This is a genomic window from Hominiventricola sp. (genome assembly GCF_057604405.1).
On sequence record NZ_DBLYVB010000077.1, the window covers coordinates 1 to 1,873 of the forward strand.

Annotated in this window: 1 protein-coding gene; it reads right to left on the reverse strand. The window is 44.9% G+C overall.

Going from position 1 to position 1,873, the window contains the following annotated elements; translation table 11 throughout:
• Positions 1-34: 34 nt before the first annotated feature.
• The coding region (locus ACZMB2_RS14105; protein ID WP_487597181.1) for a CD1108 family mobile element protein at positions 35-1,873 on the reverse strand (1,839 nt) is incomplete at its 5' end.

Here is a 1,873-nt window from a genome sequence, read left to right on the forward strand (position 1 = left end):
TCCTTTCCGGGCGGCTGTTATACCGCCCTTTTCCTTACCATCGCCCGAATCCATAGAAATGGCTCTGCCAGTATGGAGAGTTGATGGACGTGTACTGAACCGGATGCCCACAATGGATCATCTGACCATTGCCCACATAGATTCCAATATGCGTTACTGGTTCTCCTGCATCGTAGGTTCCGGTAAAGAAGATCAGATCTCCTGGCTGTGCTTCTGACTGGGATACTGGCGTACAAATGTTGTACAGTCCCTGTGCAGTCAGCCTTCCCGTATTTCTTACCCCGGAATGAACCAGACAGTAGCTGACAAATCCGGAACAATCGAATCCACTTGGGGAATATCCGCCCCACACATACGGTGTTCCAAGATATTTTGCAGCCTCTTCCAGTAAACGTTGCGCTGCTTCACTGGTATATTCATTACCACCAAAGCCTGTCCCTTCTCCTGTTTCCAGATAAAAGATCGGGTTTAACCGCTCTCCATTTTTCAAAAGTTCAATGTGAAGATGGCTTCCTGTAGAATTTCCGGTATTTCCTACAAGACCGATCTCATCACCTTTCGTGACGGATGCACCTGCAGATACACTCCGGCTGCTTAAATGTGCATACCGCAGTTCATAGCCTTTACTGTCCTTGATTACAACATAATTGCCATAGCTGTCGTTATAAGCAGAAGTTGTAACCGTTCCGGTCAGCCCTGCCATTACTTTTGTCCCTTCCGGTGCTCCGATATCCATACCATTGTGTAACTGATTTGCTCCTGATATTGGATGAATCCGATATCCATAATAGCTGGTCACACTGGAATACCAGTTAAAATCAACCGGTGTTGCAAACATCTGCAGGTTGCCTTTGGTATCGTTGTAGGCACTGAACAGTTCTTTCTGGAAAAATCCCAACCTGTCCTGACAGATTGACATCAGGTTTCCACTGGTCAATGTTACATTCAGCGTGTCCACATCTCTGATTCTGGTCACTTCGACTTCATTGCTTCCGTTATCATCTGCAAGATAACATTCCCAGGTCTGATGTCCATGTGCAGATGCTGCCGCATGACTGTCATAATAGACATCAAATTGTACACCGTATCTTGCGAAAGCTCCGGTATCTTCTACGGTATATTCGACACCATTCATAACTACCTTTGTTCCCATTGGAACAAACGGATTGGAAGCATCTACCGCTAAGGTATGATTGGCAGTTGGATATGCTCCACTGGCAGTCGGTCCTCCGCTCCAAATACCACAACAGATTGGACAGTTACAATATCCACTGGTCACAACCTGTCCCAAAGATTCTCCAACTCTTACTGTTGCTGTCTCCGTTACAGTCTCATTGACTGCTTCAGTAGTTAAATGATATTGCTCTGCAAACAAGGCGTCCAGCTCCGGCTTGACCTGTTCAAAAGTAAATTCTTCATACTTTGCAGACAGATAACTAATCAGGATAAACGGATCATGCTCAATAGGTCCGATGTTATATCGGTATTCCTCATGTCCTGGTTCTTCAGATTCCATATTGTTGATCCGCTCCTGCAGATTAGCTTCCAGCTGTGTGTAATACAGTTCCGCTTCCCGGATTGCCTGATCCGATGACAGATAACTGGTTCCGGTGTAAGTGATCACATTTTGTAAAAACACTGCAGAGCATGACGTGACATTCGTTATGATCAGAAACATCAATCCGATCAGAACTGCTACACTGATATACACCTTCCGGTTTTCTTTAAAAAAGTTGGTGACTTTGCCGCCAATCTTCTTGATATAATCAATCGTACCTTTTGTAGCTGTTCCTACTGTCTGTTCACTTCGCTTCGCTTTGGCATAATCCCGTTTGATCTGTTGCTTCTGAATCTGTTTTTTCAGTTTCTTCTG